Raw genomic sequence first — 18,519 nt, forward strand, 5'->3', positions numbered from 1 at the left:
GTCAAAATACAATACACAATGTTGAAAATTATTTAAAATTAAGACTTTCAATATCTACTTACTTTAAGCCTGAATTACAAAAGGTTTTTACATTATACTTTCAATTCAACAATATATCAGTATATTTTCAGAATGTAGGCTAAGTACAAAAACAGAATTCAATCATAAATTGAACACCTAAAATTGAGTACATAATTAAATGGAGGCAATTGGTTTTGACAGCAAGTCGAATTAAAAAATAAGTATATCTAGAACTAGGGTAATTCTCGTAAATAAAAAGTCTCAAACATTTTACATGGCAAAGAAAACTACGCTCTTGTTGTATAAAAGATCAACTTCGTCCTACCAAGTAGGAAAGCAGGAGGTATTTCGCTTTTTCCAAGATTAAAAAACGACAAATAATGAGCTCAGTATTTCACTATCAATAATAAGGTTCGGAACTTTATTAAAGTCTATTGTAGTAATCTAAAATTCAAACTTTATAGGTTTGTGACTATTATTTTCTATATTTGAAAGGAACTACAAAAAAGGTATTTATTATACCAAGCTAGTCCAATTAAGGCAGACTGGGAGCCATTTTATAGCTCGCATAGGTAAATTGTCCATGATTTATTAAACATGAAAAAAACAACCTTTTTACTATTATTTTTCTCACTAATAAATATAATCAAGGGGCAAGAAATTGCTCAAATTGATAATATTAAAATCAATTCAAAAGAATTAAACCAAAAACGTGAAATTTTAGTTTATACCCCAAAAAACTATACCGAAAATCAATACTCGTATTATGATGTATTTTATGTCTTCGATTCACAAAACAGGGAATTTTTTGATTACACACATTCAATAATTAGTTTTTTAAGTGATGCTGACAAAAAGTTTATTGTCGTAGGAATCCCTTCTCCTTATATTGAAAAACTTAATTATGCAAGGAATAATGACCTCTTGCCATATCCAAAAAACACAGCGATCAAAGATTTTTATGGAGGCTATGCAGGAAATGCAAATAACTTTTTGAGTTATGTAAAAAATGAAGTTGTCCCTTATATTGAAAATCACTATAGAACTTTAAAGCACAGAACTGCTATTGGTCACTCATTAAGTGCTTCTTTCGTTATCTACTCATTGCTAAATGAACCAAACTTGTTTGACAATTGTATTGCTATTTCCCCAAACTTTTCATTTGACAAAGAAAGATTAGTAGATGATTTGTATCATTTTGATTTTTCTAAATTGAAAACAAACAAATACCTATATTTAAGTAACGCAAATGAAGCGGAGAATCAGAAAGAATGGAAACTTGCAAGAGAAAAAGTATATTCCTATTTGAAAGATTCTTTAAAAACGGATAAGTTAAAATTTACCATTAAAGATTTTTCGAATGAAAACCATTGGAGTACGTTTCCACCTAGTCTAAATTTTGCAATTAAATATTATTTCAATACTATTTTTCCAGAACAACAAAATGAACTTTCAACTGAAGAGTATGAAATCACCATTAATGTAAAAGTTCCCAATAAGGATGACACTTTGTTTATTACAGGAAACCAAATGAGTCTAGGAAATTGGAATCCAAATCAAATTAAAATGAATAAAAAATCTGATTTTGAAAGAGAATTAAAAGTTAAAATACATTCTCCAGCTCAATTTAAATTCACAAAAGGAAATTGGGAAACAGAAGCAGTAATTAAAAATGGGACAATGGAAAACCTAACAATTATCCCTAAAGATAAAAAAGAATATCATTTTGAGATTACACAATTTAACGAATAATGAAAACCTGATAATGCATATTTGCAATCCTTGTCCACAAAGTACATTGACAAACTTAAATCTGAATTCTGCTTCCTGAACTCTGTCTACCAAAATCTACCTCGTAAAAACCAAATTATTCCCTTTCGACAAATTAGCGTCATACTGATAACCTTCATAATTGAATCCTTTTAAATCATCAATAGTTTCGGCATTGGTATCAATAATATAACGCACCATCAATCCCCTAGCCTTCTTGGCAAAAAAGCTGATCATTTTCAGGTTTCCATCTTTATAATCCTTAAATTCTGGAGTAATGACAGGAACTTTCAAAGCCTTCACATCCACAGCCGAAAAATATTCGTTGCTTGCCAAATTGATAAACAACTCCCCTTTTTTGAGTTCTTTGTTCAGTGAATTGGTAATGGTCTTTTTCCAAAAATCATATAAATTTTTGCTTTCGCCAATGGGCAATCTTGTACCCATTTCAAGTCGGTAAGGCTGAATTAAATCCAATGGTTTTAAATATCCGTACAAACCCGATAAAATTCTTAAAGTATCTTGAAACTGTTCCAGTTTCTCCATCGGAATCGAATAGGCATCCAATCCAGTATAAACATCACCATCAAAAGCATAAACTGCCGGACGTGCATTTTCGGGCGTGAAAGGAGTTTTCCAATCTTGGTTGCGTTTCCAATTCAAATCCGCCAATTTATCCGAAATCGACATCAATTCAGATAAGTCTTTAGGTGATTGCTGTTTCAAAACTTTATGAACCTGTCTAGATTCTTTCAAGAAAGAAGATGTTGTATGTTGGGTTGTTGGTAATTCTTGCTCGAAGTTTAACGATTTGGCTGGAGAGAGTACAATTTTCATATTTATGTGTTCATTTAAAACGCTTTCAAAAATACAAATTGAAAACTAGAATTCAGAAACAATGAATTGAATTGTTTAATGCAAGCATAGATTTTTAAAATGAATCTCAGTAATTCATGCCAAGAGTCTAAACTTTGCGTCTCTGCGCCTTTGCGAGCCCAATTTCACGCTAAGGCGCAGAGACGCAAAGAACAGTTTGTAAAACAGAAGAATGGCAGTAGTCCTGAAAAATCATACTATTTATGTATTTTTGATTTTATAAAGAAATAAAAACGATTCCAATGATAGAAATTAAAAAAGCCAATTTAGAAGACCTTATCACGATACAAAAAATAAGTATTGAGTCTTTTACCGAAACTTTCTCAGAGATAAATACTCCTGAAAATATGGAGAAATACGTGCAGGAAAATTTCAATACAGCACAATTAACTTTAGAAATAAACAATCCTGATTCGCCTTTTTACATCGCCTTTTGTGATAATGAACCAGTTGGTTATCTCAAGTTAAATCTAGGAAATGCACAAACTGAAACAATAAAAGACGAAACAATCGAAATACAGCGAATTTATGTTTTAAAAGCTTTTCACGGAAAAAAATTAGGACAGCTTTTACTCGACCAAGCCTTAAAAGTTGCAAAAGAAAATGCCGTCGATTATATTTGGCTGGGCGTTTGGGAAGAAAACCTCAGAGCCATACAATTTTACACCAAAAATGGTTTTGTCACATTCGACAAACATATTTTCATTTTGGGCAATGACCAGCAAACCGATTTATTAATGAAATTGCCAATAAAGACCAAATCCTAATGACCAGCACTAACACATCACTGTCTCAAAATTCAAAATCCATACTCAATGCCGCAGTGATTGTAGCCGCACTTGGCTATTTTGTGGACATTTATGATTTATTGCTTTTTGGAATCGTTCGTACCGATAGTTTAAAAGATTTAGGAATAACAGGTGATGCCATACGTGATCAAGGAGAATATCTTATCAGCATGCAAATGTTCGGAATGCTGTTTGGTGGAATTTTATGGGGTATTTTAGGAGATAAAAAGGGACGAATCTCCGTATTATTTGGTTCAATTTTACTGTATTCAGTGGCCAATATTGCAAACGGAATGGTGACAACTGTTGATGGATATGCTTTTTGGCGATTAATTGCAGGCATCGGACTTGCAGGAGAATTGGGCGCTGGAATCACTTTGGTTGCCGAATCTCTACCTAAAGAAAAACGCGGCTACGGAACCATGATTGTGGCTTCTGTTGGCGTTTCGGGAGCGGTTGCCGCTTATTTGGTCTATCAGTTTTTTCAGGATTGGCGCTTATGTTATTATGCAGGCGGCGGTCTTGGCATCTTGTTATTGTTTTTAAGAATCAGCATTACAGAGTCCGGAATGTTCAAGCAAATCCAGCAAAGCGACGAAAAGAAAGGAGACTTTCTGTCTTTGTTTACCAATTCAAAAAGGTTTTTAAAATACCTTCAATGCATACTTATTGGTGTTCCTCTTTGGTTTTTGGTGGGTGTTTTGATTACTTTTTCACCCGAATTTGCAAAAGCCCTCGGTGTTCAACAAGCCGAAACCATAGCCGCAGGAAAAGCGATTGCCTTCTGCTACAGCGGTTTGGTATTTGGGGATATTGCAAGCGGATTATTAAGCCAATGGCTAAAAAGCCGAAAAAAAATCATGTACCTATTTTTGATTTCTAACCTAATCATGGTATTTGTCTATTTGAATGCCTACGGAATTTCGGTTTCGACTTTCTATTTGCTTTGTTTTGCAATGGGATTTTCCGTTGGCTATTGGGTTTTGTTCGTAACCATAGCCGCAGAGCAATTTGGAACCAACATCAGAGCTACGGTAACGACCACAGTCCCCAATTTTGTTAGGGGTTCACTTCCGCTGATTATTTTGATTTACAGCTTTTTTAGAGATAGCCTTTTTGAAGGAGACATTCTAAAATCAGGTATGATTGTTGGCTCGTTATTATCGATAATTTCATTGTTGGCACTATGGAAATTAGAGGAAACTTTCCATGTAGATTTAGATTATACCGAAAGTAATGATGAAACTTTTATTTAAAAAAAATGCACTAGTAAAAACATTTTCGTTGTTAAATCATTTACTTACACAACAACACATTCATTTTCAGATTTTTTTAAACCATTTAGAAATTAAAGTTCATTTAGACTCAATGTTTAATGAACTTAATTTCTTAATGGTTAATTTTTTTTTTTCAGAATTGCCAATTTTTATTTCAATTATATTTGAATTATATTTGAATGAAATTTATACTATGAAGATATTTTTCACCTTCCTTTTTTACATCCTATTCCAATTAGGATTCGCTCAATCGGCAGAAACGTATTTTGAAAAAATTAGAAATAACGAAGCCGCACTTACCGCTTTCTTTGCCCAAATGCCTAAAGGTGGAGATTTACACCATCATTATTCAGGTTCGATTTATGCAGAACCCTTATTGGCTCACGCCATTGCCAAAGATTTTTATTTAAATACTCAAACCATGACCGTCAGCCAAGAGAAACAATCTGGAAATGATTGGATATTGTTTTCTACTTTGAAAAAAAACGGCGAATTGGATACTTACAAACAAAAAATAATGCAGAAATGGTCTGCCAAAGATTACAATAATGTTGACTATCCATCTGATAAATTATTCTTTGAATCCTTCATGAAGTTTGAGCCTGCCACAAAAAACAATTTTGAAGCTGGTTTATTAGAACTAAAAAACAGGGCTATCAAAGAAAATGTAAGCTATATTGAAACCCAACTATCGACTATTCCTTCTGATATAAAAACTGACGATTTAGCCAAATACAACACTCATTTGAGAAAAATGGCCGAAACCAAAAACGAAAAAGCAATTATGCAATCTTTGGATTCCTTATATACTATTTTCAACCAAAAAGAAGCCAAAAAATATGCTGCCGATTTCAACACCAACTTTGTAGCCAAAATGCACAAAGAGCTTAAAATAGACGACAGCCAATTCACTATGCGATACCAAAATTTTGTTCTGCGCTTTATGGAACCTGTGGATTTATTCAAGAATCTAGTAGTCGCTTTTATCTCAGCTGATAGCAGTCCGTTGATGGCAGGTGTCAATATCGTTTCTCCCGAAGATGGCGAAACATCCATGAAAGATTATTGGTTACACATGGTGATGTTCAAATATTGCCACAGTCGTTTTCCGAAGGTAAAATACACGATGCACGCAGGTGAACTTACCCTTGGACTAGTTCGTCCCGAAGAATTGTCTTGGCATATCAATGCAGCAGTTTATACCGCTGGAGCCAATAGAATCGGGCATGGAGTTGATATCGCTTACGAAGAAAAGAGCTATGATTTAATGCGTTATATGGCGAAGAATAACATTCCGATTGAAATTAACCTTACTAGTAATGAGTTTATTTTAAAAGTAAAAGAAAACCGCCATCCTATTTTATTGTACAAAGAATTTGGAGTACCAATTGTCATTAGTACAGACGATGCCGGAATATTGCGAACCAATATGACCGAGCAATATGTTTTACTGGCAAAAAGATATAAAGCCATTTCCTATACCGACATTAAACAATTTGTTTACAACAGCATCAACTATAGTTTTATACAAGATCCTGCAGTAAAAAAACAATTAATTCAAGATTTGGATAATAAATTCAAGACTTTTGAAGCCAATTTTCCAGTGAAATAAATTTAAAAATAACCCATTCAAGATTTAGACAATTGATTAAAATCTTTTAAATTTAACATTCAGTAAAACATTAAAAGGCAATAAATTTTATGAAAAAAATTTTAATTACTTTAATTGTAACAACACAGTCTGTATTTTTATTTTCTCAAGATAAAAAGCACAAGTACTATGATAATGACTCTAACAATAACTTATATGAAATATCAGAAAGCCAATATCTGAGTTTAAAGAATGATTTAAGCTATCCTCTTATCTATGAAAATGACTCTATAAAAGTCTCTATCTTGTCAAAAATAAATATAACAAGCAAATTAAATGAATCTACGCTTGACTACTTTAAGATAAATTACAGCTTGGACAAAAACAACTTCACAGTAATAAATTATATTGACAATGACCCAAGAAAAGTATCGAAAAGCTATCAAGTTCCTTGGAGTATCTTTGAAGGTGATTTTATTAAAGAAATGAACAAAATTGAAAAGATAAGTCACTTTTGGGTAATAAATCCTAATGTTACAAATCTTTATTACTACCATGGTAATAAGATTAACTGGCAAAAAGATACTGATAATTACATCCAAAAAAACTTTCTCTTCTTTGAGGGATTCAATGGTGGATATATAATTTTGGATCCGAAAGGTAATTTCTACCTACATCGTGGTGAATATTCAAAAGAAGATTTTTTAAAACAATTAAAAGAATTGAAGCGAAAATCCTTTAAGTCATAAATATCACTCATCTTGATAAAATCAATTAAAAAAAATTAAAGCTAATTTCAAAAATTAGTTTATAATGCAAAATACATTTAAACAAGATGAAACATTGGGACATCCTTTTATCCAATCAAGTTGACAAAAAAACCTTTATAAACACATTATTATCGGGAGAAATTCAGGGAGAATTATCCGTTTTCAATTCGTTAAACGGAATCCTATATTCTGATATTTCCATTCAAAAATTAATAGAAGAAGAATACCAATACGATTCGATTGAAGCAACCACTGAATCCAACCGAAACTTACGCACCTTTTCGTCTGGAGAACGAAAAAAGGAATTTTTAAAATATTGTCTCAAAAAAAATCCTGACTATATCATTCTGGATAATCCTATGGATCATCTGGACCAAACTTCCCGAATTGAATTAGCGGTTGCAATTGAGACTATCTCAAGTTCCGTTCGTATTATCCAATTAGTCAATCGAACTTTAGATTTACTTCCTTTTATTGCCAATAAAGCACTCATAACCGATAATTCATTTGAGTTAAAATCCATAAATACAATCGAAAATAATTCATCAGAAAACGGTAGTAAAAAAATCCCCATTCACAAAGAAGTTTTCAATGACAGTGTTCTTGTAAAAATGAATTCCATATCTGTTTCCTATGATGAAAAACCAATTATCGATTCGCTGTCCTGGACTATAAAGCAAGGTGATTTTTGGCATCTTATTGGACCTAACGGCTCAGGTAAAAGCACTTTATTATCCCTAATTTCAGGTGATAATCCAAAAGGATATGGACAGGATGTGGAACTTTTTGGAAGAAAAAAAGGAAGCGGTGAAAGTATATGGGAAATCAAAAAACAAATCGGTTTTTTCAATACAGCGATGACAGACTTGTTTAATAAAAGTTATAGTCTGGAAGAAATGATTCTCTCTGGTTTCTTTGATTCCATCGGATTATACACAGAACCCACAACCTTACAGCGAAGAATAGCCGAACAATGGCTTGAAGCTATTCAAATGAGTCATCTAAAAAATAAAATATTCAAACGTCTTACAATCGGACAACAAAGAGTTGCCCTTATTGCACGTGCGGTAATCAAACATCCTCCTTTATTAATTCTGGATGAACCTCTTGAAGGTTTGGATGACCAAAACATAGAATTGGTAACACAACTTATCAATTTGATAAAAAAAGAAACCAATATAGCCATCCTATTCGTTTCCCATCGAATAGAACCGAATCTTTCTCCAAATTCTGTTTTAGAATTAACCCCAAGTCCAACAGGTTCTAAAGGAATTATAAAAACTATTCCCAATTAATAATCCGTGTAAATCTGTACAATCCGTATAATCTGTGTGCCATTTTCAGCTATTATTATCAGCAGACATTCCATAAAAAAAGCCTCAAAATTGAGGCTTTTTTTTTATTAATCTTCTTCGGCGTGATGTGATTTTGAATAACCTCTCCATTTCTCGATACAATCCTTAAAATCCTGAGGCAATTCAGTGTCAAAACGCATCATTTCACCCGTATTCGGATGTACAAAACCAAGTGTTTTAGCATGCAAAGCCTGTCTTGGCAAAGCTTTGAAACAATTCTCTATAAACTGTTTGTATTTTGTAAAAGTAGTTCCTTTCAAGATCAAGTGACCGCCATAACGTTCATCATTAAAAAGCGGATGACCAATATGTTTCAAGTGTGCACGGATTTGGTGCGTTCTTCCTGTTTCCAGTTTACATGAAATCAATGTAACGTAACCAAAACGCTCAAGCACTTTATAATGCGTAATTGCAGGTTTCCCTATTTCGGGATCAGCAAAAACAGCCATCTGCATGCGGTCTTTCAAGTGTCTTGCTAAGTTTCCTTCGATCGTTCCAGCTTCTTGAGCAACATTTCCCCAAACTAGAGCAATATATTCCCTTTCGGATGTTTTGGCTTCAAACTGTTTAGCCAAATGAGTCATCGCAGCTTCGGTTTTGGCAATAACCAATAATCCCGAAGTATCCTTGTCGATTCTATGAACCAATCCCGGACGCTCACTGCTGTTCATTGGTAAATTCTCAAAATGAAAAGCCAATGCATTCACCAAAGTACCTGTATAATTCCCATGACCCGGATGCACTACCAATCCTGGCGGTTTATTGATTAGCAAAAGAGCTTCATCTTCATAAACAATATGCAGCGGAATATCCTCTGGATCAACCCTGTTTTCAAAAGGCGGATGCGAAAGCATTACCTGAATCACATCCAAGGGTTTCACTTTATAATTTGACTTTACAGTCAAGTCATTCACAAAAATATTACCTTCGGTAGCGGCGTTCTGAATTTTGTTTCGTGTGGCATTCGGAATCATACCCATCAGGTATTTGTCAATTCGCAGAATCGCCTGTCCCTTCGGCACTTCATAACGATAATGCTCAAATAACTCCTCGTCTAAATCTTCTATTGGTTCAATATTATTGTTCATTCGCTGTTGTTTCTTCTTCTGCTGGAACGGCTGTGCTGTCCACTGCTTCTTCTTCCTGATAAGTCTCTTTTCCATCTCCCAAAACCAAGTCAATTTTGGATGCTTTCAAAACTCTGTCGCCAGGTTTCACATTTCTTCCTTTATAACGCATCTCCAAGACCATATCTTTTCCTAAATTAGGGACATAAGTAATAGTACCGGCTTCAAGCCCAAGAGCTTTAAGCGTTGGCACTGCCTCACGATATGTTTTATCAATCAAATCCGGAATTCGCACAGACGAAAATCCAGATGAATTAATTTTAATATATACTTTTCGTCCCACTTTTACCTTTGTGCCAGGCATCGGATCCTGCTCTACAACACTGTATTTTGGATAATCCCCTCTAAAATCAACACTATCCAACAACTCATAATCCAAATCCAATTCGTCCAGTTTTTCTTCCACTTGCTCTTCGGTAAGTTTACTCAGATTAGGAACCGCAATTTCATTCCCATGATCGGTCGTAAAAGTCAGCCAATGCATAAATAAATAGGCCAAAACAACAATAATTGCAAATGCTATAAGCACTTGTACAAAAAATATGCGACTGGTAAGATATTTTTTTAAGCTCATAAATATTTTTATTTCCCGCAAAGATAAAGCTATTTCGTTTCAAAAAAAATGATAATTTTGTTTAATAGTATTTGTCCTTCCGAGCATCCTTTTTGTAAGGAGCTATTTCCCGCTATTCGTTGCAATCTTTTTATTTTTAAAGGAAAAATAAAAAGGATTTCCACTGCTATCGGGGCTAGGGCATCAGTTTTCAAAACAGCATTAGAATTTAAAAATTAAAACACGATATCACGATTACACTTTCAAAAAATTCCTGTAATTCGTGGCAAAAACAAACAAAATATGAAAAACATTGCCATCATTATGGGCGGCTATTCCAGCGAATACAAGATCTCACTCATCAGCGGAAACGTAGTTTACCAATTCTTAGACAAAACAAAATACAACGGATTTAGAGTCCATATTTTCAAAGAAAAATGGGTCTATGTTGATGACCAAGACAATGAATTTCCAATTGATAAAAACGATTTTTCAGCAACCGTAAACGGAACCAAAATCACTTTCGACTGCGTTTTCAATGCCATTCACGGAACTCCGGGCGAAGACGGATTAATGCAGGCTTATTTCGAATTAATCGGTCTGCCTCAATCTTCCTGTGATTATTACCAAGCTGCATTAACGTTCAATAAACGTGACATGCTTTCTGTTTTAAAACCTTATGGCATTAAAACCGCCACCTCTTATTATTTAAACAAAGGCGATATCTTCAATACTGCCGAAATCGTTAAAACCGTTGGCTTACCTTGTTTTGTAAAACCAAATAAATCAGGTTCCAGTTTTGGAATCTCCAAAGTAAAAACAGAAGCTGAATTACCAATCGCCATCGAGGTTGCCTACAAAGAAGATAATGAAATCATCATTGAAAGCTTCCTTGACGGAACAGAAGTTTCTGTTGGAGTTATCAACTATCAGGGAGAAATAATCGTTCTGCCAATCACCGAAATTGTTTCCGAAAATGATTTCTTTGATTACGAAGCCAAATACGAAGGAAAATCACAGGAAATAACTCCTGCCAGAATCTCCGAAGAAATGACTCAAAAAGTAAGCGAAGCAGCAAAACGCGCCTATGAAGTGCTAAAAATGAAAGGCTTCTCCAGAAGCGAATTCATCTTCGTAAATGGAGAACCGCACATGCTCGAAATGAATACAATTCCTGGATTAACAACCGAAAGTTTGATTCCGCAGCAAGCCAAAGCAGCCGGAATTTCATTAACAGATTTGTTTACCAATGCGATTGAGTTGGCTATTAAATAAAAGTTTCAAGAATCCGAGTTTCTAAGTTTCTAAGCTCATAGAAACTTAGAAAAACGGATGATCCCGCAAGTCTCTAAAACCTAGCAGGAAAATTCATTAACAACAAAAAACAACAATAAGCATATGATGGTATTGATTGGAACAAACGGGACTTGTTTATCAAATGAGACAATTTCTAATATAAAATGTCCCAATTGCAATTTTCATTCATCAATAAATTATAAAATTTTCACAAGATATACCTCATTAACATTAATCCCTTTGTTCCCTGTTGGAAATATAGTACATATAGAATGTAACAATTGTTCAAAAGAAATTGATTTCGAAGATTTAGATGAGAATACTAAAATAAAACTCATTGATGAAAATAAAAAAACAAATCAAAGAAGACCAATTTGGCTGTTTTCTGGTATCATTATATTAGTCTGTTTTATAATATATTATTTTTTTAGCTTATATCAAACAGATAATGAAACTAAAGTTTTAGTAAGGACTCCGGCTTTTGGAGATATTTATAATTTAAAATCTTCAAATGGATATTATTCGACTATGAGAATAGATAAAGTAACAAAAGATAGTGTTTACACCACGCAAAATGATTATAAAGTATATTTACAGTCTGAAGTAAAAGAAATAGACAAAACAGAAAATTATACAAACAGCAAAATTAGTTATTCAAAAAAGGACTTATTAAAACTATTTGATAATGATGAAATAGTCGCAATTACAAGAAAATAAAAATTTTAGAAACTCAGCATCTCAGAAACTTAGAAACTTCAAAAGAAAAAAATGAACAAAACTAGAATCGAAGCATTTAGTGATGGCGTATTAGCTATTATCATTACCATAATGGTTTTAGAAATAAAAGCGCCTGAAGAAGATAGTTTTGAATCCTTAACACACTTGATTCCAGTTTTCTTAAGCTATGTTTTGAGTTTCATTTATGTTGGGATTTATTGGAACAACCATCATCACATGTTTCAAGTGGTTAAAAAAGTGAATGGTTCTATTTTGTGGGGCAATCTTTTTTTACTCTTTTGGCTGTCTTTGATTCCGTTTGCAACAAGCTGGATTGGAGAACATCATTTTGCAGCAACACCTATGAGTATTTATGGTTTTGTTTTATTGATGTGTGCCGTAGCATATAATTTACTCCAAAATAAAATCATAAAATTAGAAGGAAAAGATTCGATTTTGCATCGTGCCGTTGAAAAAGATTTAAAAGGTAAAATATCCGCATTAGCCTATCTTTTGGCAATTCCCTTGGCTTTTGTCTCGCCTTGGATTTCTGGTCTGCTTTATATTGCAGTAGCGATGCTTTGGATTGTTCCAGATTCGAGAATTGAAAAACAACTAAACTAAATTGAAAATGAAAAAGCCATATTCCAAATCACAAATAGAAATACAGAATGGCGATATCATATTCCAATAAAAAAAATATAAAATTCATATGAAAAAAGCCATATTCCCGGGATCTTTTGACCCAATCACTTTAGGTCACGAAGACATCATCAAAAGAGGTATTTCGCTTTTCGATGAAATTGTAATTGCCATTGGGGTAAATGCCGAAAAAAAATACATGTTTAGTCTTGAAGAAAGAAAACGCTTTATAGAGGAAACATTCAAAAATGAGCCTAAAGTCAAAGTTATCACCTACGAAGGTTTAACCATCGATTTGTGCCAAAAAGTAAAAGCCGATTTTATCTTGAGAGGACTCCGCAATCCAGCAGATTTCGAATTCGAAAAAGCCATCGCCCACACTAACCGAAGATTATCCAAAATAGAAACTGTCTTTTTATTGACTGCAGCGAGAACTTCTTACATCAGTTCCAGTATCGTGAGAGATGTTATCCGAAATCACGGGGAATACGAAATGCTGGTTCCAGAAGCAGTAAGGGTTAAGTTGCATAAGTAATAAGCTTTAGTAAATCAATTATCAATAGGAATAAAGTAAGTTTTCTAAAAAAGAAAAAAATAATGGCGAGAAAAAAACAAAACGGCATACTTCCTTCATTTGACGAATTAATTATTCCAACAGTTAAGGCTTTAATAGAGTTAGGAGGATCAGGAACAATAGAAGAAATCAACTCAAAAGTTTATGAAATTGCTGAATTAACAGATGAAATTCTACTAATTCCTCATGGTGAAGAAGGAACTATGAATGAAATTGATTATCGTCTTGCATGGAGTAAAACTTATTTAAAAAAGTTTGGATTAGTTGACAATTCTTCTCGCGGTGTTTGGTCACTATCAAAATCTGATATTGATGTTTCTGAACTTGATTATACAGAAATTGTTAAAAAAGTAAGAGAACAGAATAAGTCAACGAATACAAAACCAAAAGTTCCTAAAACAGAAACTCAACAAATCGATGAAGAAATAACAGACGAAGTAAACGAAACAGAAGAATGGAAAGATAAACTTTTAAATGTTTTATATAATATTTCCCCTGCCGCATTTGAGAGACTTGCCCAAAGAATTTTAAGAGAAAGTGGATTTTCTCAAGTTGAAGTTACAGGAAAAGTTGGTGATGGTGGGATTGACGGAAAAGGAATTGTTCGTGTAAGTGGTTTGTTAAGTTTTCATGTTATTTTCCAATGTAAAAGATATAAGGGTTCAGTATCACCAAGTCAAATTCGAGATTTTAGAGGCGCAATGCAAGGCAGAGCAGACAAAGGACTTGTAATTACTACTGGTTCTTTCACAAGAGAAGCAATAAAAGAAGCAACAAGAGACGGTGCGCCCCCAATAGATTTAATAGACGGAGAGTTACTTTGTGAAAAATTAAAAGAATTAAAACTAGGAATAGAAACAAAACTAACTGAAACAGTAGAAGTCAAAAAAGATTGGTTTGATAAATTATAAAGTTTATTCTTCCAAGTGATTTAGATAATTATTTAATTTATTTCCAAACAACTATACACTACAACAACCCAAAAACATAAACTTGCAAAACCTACCATTTAAGCGTAATTTCGCAACCTAAAACACACAACTTATAATGAGCTTCGAAAGAGAATTAAATAAACGCAGCGGTTCCCAATGTGAATTATGCGCTGCCACCGAAAATCTAAAAGAATTCCAAATATTGCCTACCAAAAAAGGCGGATTGGATGAAAGTATCTTTGCCTGTCCTACTTGTATTGACCAAATAGAAAATCCAGGACATGAAGATTTAAACCACTGGAGATGTTTGAACGACAGCATGTGGAGCGAACACATTCCTGTACAGGTTGCAGCTTGGAGAATGTTAAGTCGTTTGCGTAAAAATGGTTGGCCACAAGAGCTTTTGGAACAAATGTATTTTGACGAAGACACACTGGAATGGGCACAAGCAACTGGTGAAGGAGAAGATGATGAAAACAAAATCATACACCGTGATGTAAATGGAGTGATTTTAGCTCATGGAGATTCAGTTGTATTAATCAAAGATCTAAAAGTAAAAGGATCAAGTATGGTTGCAAAACAAGGAACTTCGGTACGTAATATCCGTTTGGATCATGAAAATGCAGAATACATTGAAGGAAAAGTAGATGGACAACAAATTGTGATTATAACGCAATACGTTAAGAAAATATAATTTCGGTTTCTATAAAAATAAAAAACGTCCCAATTAATTGGGACGTTTTTGTTTTATAATACTATGTTCAATTAGCTTTTTTGAAATAATTTTTCAACTTGCTCTTTTGATAATGGCTCAGAAATATTTGTTGAACCTGCCTCCTTGTTTGAAACCATAAACTGTACCATTGTTTTGTCTGAACTTGCAATATAATGCAGCCAAACAAAATGATTAGGCAATTCCAATTTCACGTCATTCAAGGGGCTAGCTGTAAATCCTTTTGAAATGATACCATAAAGACTTTGATAAGCATTGTCAACATTTTTGAATGTAAACGCCTTTAAAGTTGACTCATCGTCATCAGACTGAACGGTTGTGTAGAAAAAGGTAAACTCATCACCAATTTTTTGAACATAAAAACTATTATTTACTCTTCCCAATTTTTCAACTGGCACAGTTTCAAGAACTTTAATTTGGCTAAAGCCAATAGAACTAATTAACAAAACAGCAATCGCAATAACTTTTTTCATAATTTATTTGGGGTTTAATGATATACTTTAATAGGTTAAGTATTTATTGGCAAACATAATAATAAAAAGAAGTAACTACATTTTTACAGTATTTTTTTATCAACACTAAATTATTCATTTTGTTTGTAAATTAAAAACAAGCCCCATAATTATGAATAATCTCAGGTAAATCAATGGCATAAAAAAATCGTTAAAAGTAAAACATACTCCCAACGATTTTTAAACTAATATTTTCAAAATCTAAAATCTGCAATCTTATTCCTCCTCCTCTTTCTTAATTACCTTTCTGGCTACTTCAATCTTGAATTTCTTGCCTTTCATTTTTTCGTCCTTTATGGCTTCAAGTAAATCTTTGACTTTATTGAATTTCACTGCAGCAAATGAGATAAAATCTTTCACTTCAATTAATCCCAAATCTCCTTTTTCTAATTTCCCTTTTTGGGAAAAGAAACCTACGATGTCAATTTTATTGAGTTTGTTTTTCTTTCCGCCACTAATATAAATGGTTTGAAACTCGGGAGGTTTTGGCAATGAGGCAGCTTTTTCCACATCCAGAACTTCCATACTGTAATCCAGATAGTCCATTTTTTTCTCGCTCTCATGAGCAATCACATAAGCCGTTCCCGAAGCCAACATACGCGCAGTACGGCCATTTCTATGGGTAAACTCATCTTCTTTCAAAGGTAAATGATAGTGGATTACATGCTTCATTTCGGGAATATCAAGTCCACGAGCCGCAAGATCGGTAGTTATTAAATAACTCATACTTCCATTACGGAATTGAATCAATGATCGTTCACGCTCATCCTGATCCATACCACCATGATAATAAGTGGCATAAATTCCTTTTTCATTCAAGGTATCACTAATACGTTCTGCAGCATCACGATGATTGCAAAAAACAATAGCCGACTGTGATTTCAAAGAGCAAATCAGGTTAAATAAACTTCCCAGTTTGTCTTTTTCTTTCGAAATTACCATTTTGGTGGCCAGATTACTTTCCTGTTCCTCTTCGGTTGGAATAAAATCCAAGATTGTTGGATTCACAACTCGAGTATATTTTGGAATTTCAATATCAGATGTAGCCGAAACCAATACTCGTTTGTTGAGTTTGCTCAATTTACCAATAATGAAAGACATTTGTTCATGGAAACCCAACTGCAGGGATTTGTCGAACTCGTCCAGAATTAAAGTTTGGATTTTGTCCAATCGAAAAGTGCCTCTGTCGATATGGTCTGCAATTCTACCTGGAGTTCCAATTAAAACTGCTGGAGGATTACTTAAATTTTTAATTTCTGTCTCAATGGAATGCCCTCCGTAACAAACATTTACTTTGTAATCGGTACCCATTTTTTTCCAAACCTGTTCAATCTGCAATCCTAATTCGCGTGATGGAACTAGAATCAAACATTGAACCGATAAAATTTCGGGTTGCAGCATTTCGAAAATCGGCAATAAAAATGCCAATGTTTTTCCAGAACCTGTTGGAGAAAGGAGTAAAACATTATTGTCATTTAGGATGACATCTTGTGCAACTTCTTGCATTTCATTTAGGCTTTCGATACCTAAATTCAATAATATATTGTTGGAATGGTGTTTCTTATTCATTTTGCAAAGGTAATCAAAAATAACACTTTGTTTTCAATACTGAAATCACTCCTTTTCAGACATAACATTTCGATAACTTTTATACAATATCAAATGAAGAATAGAACCAAAGACTACCTTTAAAAAGCTTCGGTAATCCTGAAATAAAATCCCCAATCACCACGACCTACTGCGACATCTATACCTGCATTTACTTTTTGACCCGCCTTTTCAATTACCTGATAACGAGCACCGGCACCAATACTTGGCAATGGCTTACTCCAAGATGCACCTGAATTATACCAATCTCCTGCTGCGGCTCCTTCTTCGGACTTTCGATAAGCAATTCCAAGTCCAACAAACCCAACATATCCCCATTTTTTATAAAAATTATTTCGAAACTCAGATTGGACTGTATAAGTTTGATTTCCTCTATATTCTCCTTGAGTATAGCCCCTTAAATCTGTTTGACCAATATAATCCTGCGAAGCAAAAGGGACATCGCCAAAATTGGCTTTCATTGCAAAGCGACTGGCTAAAATTTTGTGGTCACCCAATTTCTTATAATGGTTTACATATAACATCGTTTTAATAAAATCATTGTCGTTATCCAGCCATTCGGGTATCATTGAAAATCTTCCGTCAACAAAAAGCCCATCACTCGGATTGTAGATACTGTTTCGAGTATCGTAACTAATTGGTACGGACAGTGAATTAATGTTATTGGGTTCTACTTGTTCACTACCATCAGGAAGGGTGACAATTACATCCGATCGCATCATGAATCCACCAATTCCTAAATAAAAATTTTCGAAAACTCTTCTCTGCAATGCAAATGCAAATAAAGCCCCTTTTGTAGTATAAGGTGTTTCATAGACTCCAGCCTGACCTCCGTCGACGTCTTCAAAAGTTTGAAAAGCCTGAAAATTATAATTTATGTATCCAACCGCTGCAAGAATTCTCCAATAATCTTCCATAAGATAAAGACGTGTCCCTAACATAATGTAGTAAGAATCGTTTGTGGCATAATTACCAACACCTATAACTCTGGAAAGAGGTGCTTTTTTTGAATTGTCAGCCTTAAAAAGCCCCATAGCTATTACCCCAATTCCCGCTCCTTGAGAACGATCATATGTCAAAGTAGGTAATGGCATGAAAGCAAATTTCTTTTCTTTCTTTTTGACTGTATCTTTGATTGTGTCCAAAACAGCCAATTTTGACTTAAGAATTTCACTTTCAACAAAGAAAAATGTTTTGTTTGTAGTGTACGAAAAAGCATTGAGGACATTAAATAAAAATACAATTAACAGGATTCTTTTTTTCATCTGAAACTTTCTTTAAATGATGAGTTTTATTTTCAACTATTTACTACAAATGAGGCAAGTCTAAGATACTATTTTTTGGACAAAAATTAATTTAAATTAATTACATTTGAAA

Annotated in this window: 18 protein-coding genes; 12 read left to right on the forward strand and 6 right to left on the reverse strand. The window is 33.7% G+C overall.

The window, feature by feature from the left end:
* The first annotated feature begins 618 nt into the window (after positions 1 to 618).
* The gene (locus tag B0E44_RS10440; protein ID WP_077374121.1) at positions 619 to 1,773 is read left to right on the forward strand and encodes an alpha/beta hydrolase-fold protein; all 1,155 of its coding nucleotides are present in this window, start codon (positions 619 to 621) and stop codon (positions 1,771 to 1,773) included.
* A 96-nt stretch (positions 1,774 to 1,869) separates the two neighbouring features.
* On the opposite strand, the gene yaaA is transcribed toward B0E44_RS10440, so the two are convergent.
* On the reverse strand, positions 1,870 to 2,628 hold the full coding sequence (gene yaaA / locus B0E44_RS10445) for a peroxide stress protein YaaA (RefSeq protein ID WP_077374124.1): 759 nt from the start codon (positions 2,626 to 2,628) through the stop codon (positions 1,870 to 1,872).
* A 281-nt stretch (positions 2,629 to 2,909) separates the two neighbouring features.
* On the opposite strand from yaaA, the gene B0E44_RS10450 reads away from it, so the two are divergent.
* The 5 genes from B0E44_RS10450 (at position 2,910) to B0E44_RS10470 (ending at position 8,388) form a co-directional block, all read left to right on the forward strand.
* Entirely contained in the window at positions 2,910 to 3,434 is a 525-nt protein-coding gene (locus tag B0E44_RS10450) for a GNAT family N-acetyltransferase (protein WP_077374127.1), read from the forward strand.
* A complete protein-coding gene (locus B0E44_RS10455; RefSeq protein ID WP_077374130.1) occupies positions 3,434 to 4,711 on the forward strand; it encodes an MFS transporter in 1,278 nt (425 codons plus the stop codon). Before B0E44_RS10450 ends, B0E44_RS10455 begins: the two co-directional genes overlap by 1 nt.
* Before the next feature lie 214 nt (positions 4,712 to 4,925).
* Positions 4,926 to 6,344 carry an adenosine deaminase gene (locus B0E44_RS10460; RefSeq protein ID WP_077374324.1) on the forward strand — a complete coding sequence of 473 codons (1,419 nt, stop codon included), beginning with the start codon at positions 4,926 to 4,928 and terminating at the stop codon, positions 6,342 to 6,344.
* Positions 6,345 to 6,433: 89 nt separating this feature from the next.
* Positions 6,434 to 7,072, forward strand: a complete 639-nt coding sequence (locus tag B0E44_RS10465) for a hypothetical protein (protein ID WP_077374133.1) — start codon at positions 6,434 to 6,436, stop codon at positions 7,070 to 7,072.
* 86 nt (positions 7,073 to 7,158) lie between these two features.
* Positions 7,159 to 8,388 carry an ATP-binding cassette domain-containing protein gene (locus B0E44_RS10470; protein ID WP_077374136.1) on the forward strand — a complete coding sequence of 410 codons (1,230 nt, stop codon included), beginning with the start codon at positions 7,159 to 7,161 and terminating at the stop codon, positions 8,386 to 8,388.
* Between the two features lie 107 nt (positions 8,389 to 8,495).
* Here the strand turns inward: B0E44_RS10470 and B0E44_RS10475 are convergent, their stop codons facing one another.
* Together B0E44_RS10475 and B0E44_RS10480 are read right to left on the reverse strand one after the other, a co-directional pair.
* Positions 8,496 to 9,536, reverse strand: a complete 1,041-nt coding sequence (locus B0E44_RS10475; RefSeq protein WP_077374139.1) for an RluA family pseudouridine synthase — start codon at positions 9,534 to 9,536, stop codon at positions 8,496 to 8,498.
* Entirely contained in the window at positions 9,526 to 10,149 is a 624-nt protein-coding gene (locus B0E44_RS10480) for a PASTA domain-containing protein (protein WP_077374142.1), read from the reverse strand. The genes B0E44_RS10475 and B0E44_RS10480 overlap by 11 nt, the downstream gene beginning before the upstream one ends.
* Positions 10,150 to 10,431: 282 nt before the next feature.
* On the opposite strand from B0E44_RS10480, the gene B0E44_RS10485 reads away from it, so the two are divergent.
* The 6 genes from B0E44_RS10485 (at position 10,432) to B0E44_RS10510 (ending at position 14,983) form a co-directional block, all read left to right on the forward strand.
* Positions 10,432 to 11,403, forward strand: coding sequence for a D-alanine--D-alanine ligase (locus tag B0E44_RS10485; protein ID WP_077374145.1), 972 nt, complete (start codon positions 10,432 to 10,434; stop codon positions 11,401 to 11,403).
* Positions 11,404 to 11,526: 123 nt separating this feature from the next.
* Positions 11,527 to 12,141 carry a hypothetical protein gene (locus B0E44_RS10490; RefSeq protein ID WP_124019315.1) on the forward strand — a complete coding sequence of 205 codons (615 nt, stop codon included), beginning with the start codon at positions 11,527 to 11,529 and terminating at the stop codon, positions 12,139 to 12,141.
* A gap of 51 nt (positions 12,142 to 12,192) precedes the next feature.
* Positions 12,193 to 12,765 carry a TMEM175 family protein gene (locus tag B0E44_RS10495; protein ID WP_077374151.1) on the forward strand — a complete coding sequence of 191 codons (573 nt, stop codon included), beginning with the start codon at positions 12,193 to 12,195 and terminating at the stop codon, positions 12,763 to 12,765.
* 88 nt (positions 12,766 to 12,853) lie between these two features.
* The gene (coaD, locus tag B0E44_RS10500) at positions 12,854 to 13,318 is read left to right on the forward strand and encodes a pantetheine-phosphate adenylyltransferase (RefSeq protein ID WP_077374154.1); all 465 of its coding nucleotides are present in this window, start codon (positions 12,854 to 12,856) and stop codon (positions 13,316 to 13,318) included.
* A 62-nt stretch (positions 13,319 to 13,380) separates the two neighbouring features.
* A complete protein-coding gene (locus B0E44_RS10505; protein WP_077374157.1) occupies positions 13,381 to 14,268 on the forward strand; it encodes a restriction endonuclease in 888 nt (295 codons plus the stop codon).
* Between the two features lie 136 nt (positions 14,269 to 14,404).
* A complete protein-coding gene (locus B0E44_RS10510; protein WP_077374160.1) occupies positions 14,405 to 14,983 on the forward strand; it encodes an alkylphosphonate utilization protein in 579 nt (192 codons plus the stop codon).
* Positions 14,984 to 15,054: 71 nt separating this feature from the next.
* Here the strand turns inward: B0E44_RS10510 and B0E44_RS10515 are convergent, their stop codons facing one another.
* From B0E44_RS10515 to B0E44_RS10525, 3 genes are all read right to left on the reverse strand, one after another.
* Positions 15,055 to 15,495, reverse strand: coding sequence for a hypothetical protein (locus B0E44_RS10515; RefSeq protein ID WP_077374163.1), 441 nt, complete (start codon positions 15,493 to 15,495; stop codon positions 15,055 to 15,057).
* A gap of 255 nt (positions 15,496 to 15,750) precedes the next feature.
* Positions 15,751 to 17,103: a DEAD/DEAH box helicase gene (locus tag B0E44_RS10520; protein WP_077374166.1), complete on the reverse strand. Its 1,353-nt coding sequence runs from the start codon at positions 17,101 to 17,103 to the stop codon at positions 15,751 to 15,753.
* A 119-nt stretch (positions 17,104 to 17,222) separates the two neighbouring features.
* Entirely contained in the window at positions 17,223 to 18,407 is a 1,185-nt protein-coding gene (locus B0E44_RS10525) for a BamA/TamA family outer membrane protein (RefSeq protein WP_077374170.1), read from the reverse strand.
* Positions 18,408 to 18,519: the final 112 nt, after the last annotated feature.

Origin of the sequence: Flavobacterium sp. A45 (assembly GCF_002001005.1) — a bacterium.
Classification (GTDB): Bacteria; Bacteroidota; Bacteroidia; order Flavobacteriales; family Flavobacteriaceae; genus Flavobacterium.

What these genes read in the sequence shown, in the direction of transcription:
- yaaA (WP_077374124.1), bottom strand. Translation starts at nt 2,628, where the DNA reads ATGAAAATTGTACTCTCTCCAGCCAAATCGTTAAACTTCGAGCAAGAA.
- coaD (WP_077374154.1), top strand. Translation starts at nt 12,854, where the DNA reads ATGAAAAAAGCCATATTCCCGGGATCTTTTGACCCAATCACTTTAGGT.
- B0E44_RS10450 (WP_077374127.1), top strand. Translation starts at nt 2,910, where the DNA reads ATGATAGAAATTAAAAAAGCCAATTTAGAAGACCTTATCACGATACAA.
- B0E44_RS10440 (WP_077374121.1), top strand. Translation starts at nt 619, where the DNA reads ATGAAAAAAACAACCTTTTTACTATTATTTTTCTCACTAATAAATATA.
- B0E44_RS10485 (WP_077374145.1), top strand. Translation starts at nt 10,432, where the DNA reads ATGAAAAACATTGCCATCATTATGGGCGGCTATTCCAGCGAATACAAG.
- B0E44_RS10480 (WP_077374142.1), bottom strand. Translation starts at nt 10,149, where the DNA reads ATGAGCTTAAAAAAATATCTTACCAGTCGCATATTTTTTGTACAAGTG.
- B0E44_RS10460 (WP_077374324.1), top strand. Translation starts at nt 4,926, where the DNA reads ATGAAGATATTTTTCACCTTCCTTTTTTACATCCTATTCCAATTAGGA.
- B0E44_RS10525 (WP_077374170.1), bottom strand. Translation starts at nt 18,407, where the DNA reads ATGAAAAAAAGAATCCTGTTAATTGTATTTTTATTTAATGTCCTCAAT.
- B0E44_RS10520 (WP_077374166.1), bottom strand. Translation starts at nt 17,103, where the DNA reads ATGAATAAGAAACACCATTCCAACAATATATTATTGAATTTAGGTATC.
- B0E44_RS10515 (WP_077374163.1), bottom strand. Translation starts at nt 15,495, where the DNA reads ATGAAAAAAGTTATTGCGATTGCTGTTTTGTTAATTAGTTCTATTGGC.
- B0E44_RS10505 (WP_077374157.1), top strand. Translation starts at nt 13,381, where the DNA reads ATGGCGAGAAAAAAACAAAACGGCATACTTCCTTCATTTGACGAATTA.
- B0E44_RS10455 (WP_077374130.1), top strand. Translation starts at nt 3,434, where the DNA reads ATGACCAGCACTAACACATCACTGTCTCAAAATTCAAAATCCATACTC.
- B0E44_RS10475 (WP_077374139.1), bottom strand. Translation starts at nt 9,536, where the DNA reads ATGAACAATAATATTGAACCAATAGAAGATTTAGACGAGGAGTTATTT.
- B0E44_RS10495 (WP_077374151.1), top strand. Translation starts at nt 12,193, where the DNA reads ATGAACAAAACTAGAATCGAAGCATTTAGTGATGGCGTATTAGCTATT.
- B0E44_RS10465 (WP_077374133.1), top strand. Translation starts at nt 6,434, where the DNA reads ATGAAAAAAATTTTAATTACTTTAATTGTAACAACACAGTCTGTATTT.
- B0E44_RS10490 (WP_124019315.1), top strand. Translation starts at nt 11,527, where the DNA reads ATGATGGTATTGATTGGAACAAACGGGACTTGTTTATCAAATGAGACA.
- B0E44_RS10470 (WP_077374136.1), top strand. Translation starts at nt 7,159, where the DNA reads ATGAAACATTGGGACATCCTTTTATCCAATCAAGTTGACAAAAAAACC.
- B0E44_RS10510 (WP_077374160.1), top strand. Translation starts at nt 14,405, where the DNA reads ATGAGCTTCGAAAGAGAATTAAATAAACGCAGCGGTTCCCAATGTGAA.